Source organism: Halobacillus sp. (assembly GCF_049282395.1).
GTDB lineage: Bacteria > Bacillota > Bacilli > Bacillales > Halobacillaceae > Halobacillus.
Genome location: NZ_JBAPTY010000077.1, coordinates 1 through 5,896, shown reverse-complemented (window position 1 = coordinate 5,896; position 5,896 = coordinate 1). Strand labels below are relative to the sequence as shown.

The window sequence follows — 5,896 nt, the reverse complement described above, 5'->3', positions numbered from 1 at the left end:
ATTCCAAAACCAGTCATTGCTGAAAAAATCGTAACAACTGATAACTTAAATGTAAGAAAAGGACCAGGAATCAGCTACGATGTTGTTGGAAAGTACTCCGATAATCAGGAAGTTGACGTTCATGAAGTGGATGGAGACTGGAGACTGGTTTCCGGAAATGGCGTAGAAGGATATGTACATAGTGCTTACTTAGCTGACATTCCAAAGCCTGTTATTGCTGAAAAAATTGTAACCGCCGATTCCTTAAATGTACGTAAAGGGCCAGGAACCAGCTACGACGTGGTTGGTCAGTTTACTACCGGAGAAGCGGTTGATGTTCATAAAGAAGAAGGAAGCTGGAGACTGGTTTCCTCAGGCAGTGTCGAAGGTTACGTGCACGAAGCTTATTTAACGGACAAACCAAGTGTGAAGCGCACCGTGGCAATTGATGCCGGTCACGGCGGTCACGACCCAGGCGCTTCTGGAAACGGAATGCTTGAAAAAGACTTAGTGCTGGATGTAGCCCTTAAAGTAAGAGATTACTTGAAGGATACGGGCTTTGACGTAAAAATGACTCGGGACAGCGACTATTACCTGACACTCGGCGGACGCGTTGACAAGGCAGAAAGATTAGGAGCCGATACCTTTGTCAGTATTCACGCGAACTCCTTCCTTGAAAGTGCTAACGGAGTAGAGACTTACTATCATGCTTATGGGTTAAACGATCGCGAGTATAAGAGTTTAAAACTTGCCACCTATATTAATGAAAGACTTTATCGTGATATGGATATGAGTAATCGCGGCGTAAAAAATGCTAACTTCCAAGTTATTAAATATACAAGTCTTCCATCTGCATTGACGGAAATCGGCTTTGTAACGAATGATGAAGACGCTGCAAAGCTGAAAACGCAAAATTATCGTCACAAAGCAGCCAAAGCTATTGCAATGGGGATTGTAGAATATTACAATTGGAGAGAATAATAATGTAAGAGCGGCCAAATTTTGGTTCGCTCTTTCAATTATTTGTCAGCGGTGAGCACTTTGGAGGAGGAAGATCTATTGAAAAAGTTAATGGTTGTCATGGTGTTACTGGTTTCAGGGGCTTTGGGTACGCCTTCTGTTTCTCTGGCAGCTTCTGATCAAGACGCAGAAGGGGAAGAAATGGAGCGCGTGGTGATTCAGTATAAGGAAGAAATTAATTTAAATATACTGAAGAATATCCCGCACACCATTCATTATCGTTATGAATCTCTTGATTCTGTAGCGGTAACGATACCAGGCAATAAGATTTCTGAGTTGAAGGGTGAAACTGCAGTCAAATCAATTGAAGAAGACGGCCAAGTTCAAGTAAGTTTCCAGGAAACTTCCTGGGGAACTGAGACAGTAAAAATGAACAAATCAAGATCTATGGGGCTGTCGGGCGAGGGTGTTAAAATTGCTGTCCTCGATACCGGGGTTGCGAGTAACCACCCCGATCTAAATGTAGCCAAAGGAATCAGCTTTGTCGAAGGCACCGAGGGTTATGAAGATGATAATGGTCACGGAACACACGTGACAGGAATCATAGCCGCCCAGGATAACGAAATTGGCACCATAGGTATCGCTCCTGATGCAGAGATTTACGCAGTGAAAGTGCTCGATGAAAAAGGAAACGGAATGAATTCAGAAGTGGTGGCCGGTATTGATTGGGCCATTGATCAAGATGTAGATATAATTAATCTAAGTCTCACATCCTGTAAACCTTCTGAACTAACAAAAAATGCAATTAAAAAAGCTAGAAATGCTGGCGTGCAAGTCGTAGCAGCTGCAGGAAACAAAGATGTATGCGTATCTGAAAATATTAACGACATTCTTTATCCGGCACGCTTTCCAGAAGTAGTTAGTGTAGGTGCTGTTACCAAGAAACTGGATGGTTCGGATTATACGTATACTGGATCTTCCCTCGATTTCACAGCTCCTGGCGCAAGAATTGAAAGTACTTATATTACAAATGATGATTATCCAACCGGCTATGCAACCATGAGTGGATCTTCAATGGCTGCGCCGCATGTTACCGGAGTGCTTGCACTCTATCATCAACTATTTCCTGATTTGTCAAATTCAGAGATAGAGTCTCTTCTTGCTTCTAACTCTCTTGATAAAGGAGCGGCAGGGAAAGACAATACGTACGGACACGGGGTTGTGCAAGCGCCAACCACACCGTTTAAAGATTTTGACAGAAGCCACTGGTACAGTAGTGCTGTTGAAAATCTTTCACTAGGAAACTTAATCAGTGGTTATGACGATGGCATGTTTAAAGCGAAACGATCCATTACGCGAGAAGAAGCAGTAGCCATGGTAGGTCGTGCTTTGGAACTTAATGGAGAAGAAAGAGCAACGGATTTCCCTGATGTAAGTCCAAGTTCATTCGGTTCCGGTTATATTTCTGCCGGTACTTCTTCTGGTTTCATCTCCGGTTATACGGATGGAACATTCCGTCCGAAGCAGGCCATTAACCGTGGCGATGTAGCGATGATTATTGATCGTGCGTTTAAGATTGAAGGATCTTCTTCTGAAAGATTCAGTGATGTGAGTGAAGATGCTTACTATTATGAAAGTGTTCATGATTTGAAGGCAGCTGGATTCATTTCCGGATATCCTGATGGAACGTTCCATCCTTCAAATGAGATTACACGTGCTGAGTTTTCTCTGATCCTTTCTAATGTAATGAATCAATAGTTTACCAGATTACGAGTGTATGAAGTTGAAAACCCTGAAACCTTCCTATAGGTTTCAGGGTTTTTTAATGGTTTCAGCTGTTAACTGCTGGTTCTTCGGAAAATCTCCCAGTAACGTCATAACCATGCTTGATAAAAAAGGACCGCAAGCGTCAATAGTAAAGCTACTTTCTGTCTGAATGACTGTAGTGCTCTTTACGCCAAAACATAAAACCTATTTGGCCGATCGTGACTCCTATAAAGATCCCGATAAAAGAAGGCCAATCCACTTCAAATCCATTTAACATGTAAGAGACCATAATACCTAGTAGTCCACAAATGAATGGATAGAGGATGAGCTTTCATTTTCTCGACATAACACTTCCTTATTTTATAGAGGGTATTTGTGCAATTGCCTGCCAAGAATTTTTCTCATAAATGATGCTGTCAGTTTTTTATCGCTTCAGTAAGAGCCGTCGTGGAAAACTTATTAATCTGCCTATCTTTTTTCATTCCATAATCTTTCTTTATTAGGTTTAGTATCATCCAATAAAAAACCTGCCCAGGATAGTTCAAGTTTATCGGTAGTTTCCTGCCAGTATTGAAGGCGAGTATAGTAATAATTTATCTTTTCGCTTACTGGTCCATGAAAGTGAGCTTTTCCGTATTTATTAACGATGGATGTTAATTCATAAATGGGCAGTCCTAAAGCGTGTGTTTCGACATGTACAGTTGCCCCAGCATGACCAATTGCCTGGCATAAAGTGCCGTATTCAATGTCATCCATTTCTTTTGCAACGGCATGCGAGTCTAAGATCGCCCTCTTGGCTATGGGCATTTTAATTTCACCTCTTGCCCATTCCTCACAACGCTCTAAACAGGTCCTTGGTCGCCGTTCATCAGGATATTTGGCTTCAAATTGGTCTAAAGGGAATTTTGCGCAATCGAACGCCCACATGACGAGCGTTCTATGATTTTGGAGTTGAATAAGTTGTTTCAATTCTTGCAAACACAGACTATCACGAGAAAACAATAATTTGTTTCTTTTCTTCATTTTCACTTCTACATCTGAAAACATAGGCCTGTAGCCCCTTTCTCCACATAATACCTCAAAACAGAGTCTTCAACGATACGGCTCTTTCGTTATGTTTAACAGAGCAATTATTTTATGCACGAATAAAGCTCTTAGCCAATTCCTAAAGTATAGTCTGCTCGTGAATGAGTAAGCAACTCTATTATTGAAGTTCAACAATTGTTTTTTTTCTCCTTTAGCGGAAGCCCTCATAAAATACCAATACAAATAAACTCAGTACGAGAGCAGACATAATCTTAGAAAATATCAACCTTTTCTTGAATTCCGGTAAAAAAATTGTAAAATTTTAAGATTTTAGAGGAATTTTATGGACAATCGTGTAAGATTTATAGTGTAGGCTTTTTATAAAATGGAGGAGGAAAGTAGAGTACATAAATACTATTTGCCACGGTCGTTAAATAGAAAGCCAGATTTATAAATTGAAGGAGGAATTTAATAATAATGAAAAAGCTACATAGCAAGTTTGTTGTATCTTCCATGGGAGCCGCTCTAGTGGCGTCCGCTTTAACTCCGGCTGTTAGTATTTCCGCAGAAGAAATCTTCCCGGATGTTCAAGAGGACCATCCTTATTACGAAGTTATTCACCAGCTGGCAGAGGCCGGCGTTGTAAAGGGGTATGAAGATGGAACATTCCGTTTAGGTAATTCCGTTACACGTGCGGAAGCTTCTCTTATGCTTGCCAAAATTCTTGATCTGAATCTGGATGCCGATCCTGCTCCTTATCCAGACGTGAACCAGGATCACTGGTATGCGGACGCCGTTAATGCCCTTCATGAATCTGGTATTATTCATGGAATGGACGACGGTACTTTTGCTCCACAAGCAAAAATGTCCCGGGCTGAATTTGCTCAAGTTATTATGGAAGCCTATGGAATTGAACCGGCAGAAGCCGGTCATCCATTTGAGGATGTTGAGGAAGGCGAATGGTACGAAACGGCTATCGAAACGCTTTATGCCAATGGTTTAATTGTAGGACAGGATGAAAACCATTTTGGTCCCGATGCTGATGTGAAGCGCGGAGACTTCGCCTGGCTTCTTGCGAATACAGACTATGAATTTGGTTCAAAACTGCCGAAGCCATCTGATTTCGATCTTTCCCTCATGCACACCAATGACACGCATGGCCATTTAGAAGACGTGGCTAAACGTGTCACAGCGGTTGAAGAAGTACGTGCTGAAAATCCGGATGCGCTGCTGCTGGATGCAGGAGACGTATTCTCTGGTACGCTGTATTTTAATGAATTTAAAGGCCAGGCGGATATGGAATTTATGAACATGATGGACTATGATGCCATGACATTCGGCAACCATGAATTCGACCTTGGTTCTTCCGATGAAGGACACCAGGCGCTCTCTGAGTTTGTAGAAGAAGCTGAATTCCCGTTTGTCAGCTCGAATGTTAATTTTTCCAAAGACGAGAATATGAGAGGGCTGTATAACAGCTACATCAGTAAGTATCCGCGTAATGGTGAGATCTACAACAGCCTTGTGAAAGAAATTGATGGGGAAGAAGTAGGGATCTTCGGTTTAACCACGGAGGAAACTTCGGATATATCAAGCCCTGAAGATATTACATTTGATAACTACATTCAAACAGCGGAAGAGCGTGTAAGAGCTTTAGAAGCACTGGGTGTAGACAAAGTAATCGCGCTTACGCACCTTGGTTTCAATGACAATCCTGCTTATGATAATGATCAACTGCTGGCTGAAGTGGACGGCATCGATATTATTGTCGGCGGCCACAGCCACACGAGCTTAGATGAAGCGGTAGAAGTAACGACGGATGAAAACGGCGATCCTAAAGACCCGACGATTATCGTACAAGCTGGACAGTACGGAGGAAACCTTGGGACGCTGGATGTTGAATTCGACGAAGACGGTGTCGTAACAGGTTACTCCAGCGAGCTGATTGATGTTTCAGAGAAAGAAGCAGATCCAGAAGCAGCAGAAGCCCTGAAGAAATATTCGGATGACATAGAAGACCTTGAGAACGAAGAAAGTGGAGGAGTAGCTGCAGAAGCATTCCCGAATCCGCGTCTAGGGGACGGTGGAACGGTAAGTGTCCGTAACAGCGAGACAGCACTGGGCGATTTGATTGCCGATGGCATGCTGGATAAAGCGAAGGAAT

General features: G+C 42.4%; 4 protein-coding genes. 3 read left to right on the top strand and 1 reads right to left on the bottom strand.

The window, feature by feature from the left end; translation table 11 throughout:
- Together WAM07_RS03855 and WAM07_RS03850 are read left to right on the top strand one after the other, a co-directional pair.
- The coding region (locus WAM07_RS03855; RefSeq protein WP_422164931.1) for an N-acetylmuramoyl-L-alanine amidase at positions 1 to 960 on the top strand (960 nt) is incomplete at its 5' end.
- 78 nt (positions 961 to 1,038) lie between these two features.
- Entirely contained in the window at positions 1,039 to 2,697 is a 1,659-nt protein-coding gene (locus WAM07_RS03850; RefSeq protein ID WP_422164929.1) for a S8 family peptidase, read from the top strand.
- 477 nt (positions 2,698 to 3,174) lie between these two features.
- On the opposite strand, the gene WAM07_RS03845 is transcribed toward WAM07_RS03850, so the two are convergent.
- Entirely contained in the window at positions 3,175 to 3,753 is a 579-nt protein-coding gene (locus WAM07_RS03845; RefSeq protein ID WP_422164927.1) for a putative immunity protein, read from the bottom strand.
- Between the two features lie 456 nt (positions 3,754 to 4,209).
- On the opposite strand from WAM07_RS03845, the gene WAM07_RS03840 reads away from it, so the two are divergent.
- Positions 4,210 to 5,896, top strand: a 1,687-nt coding sequence (locus tag WAM07_RS03840) for an S-layer homology domain-containing protein (protein ID WP_422164925.1), incomplete at its 3' end; no start/stop codon positions are given.

Bases quoted from the DNA above. Each gene is read 5' to 3' on its own strand.
- WAM07_RS03845 (WP_422164927.1), bottom strand. From the start codon at position 3,753: ATGTTTTCAGATGTAGAAGTGAAAATGAAGAAAAGAAACAAATTATTG.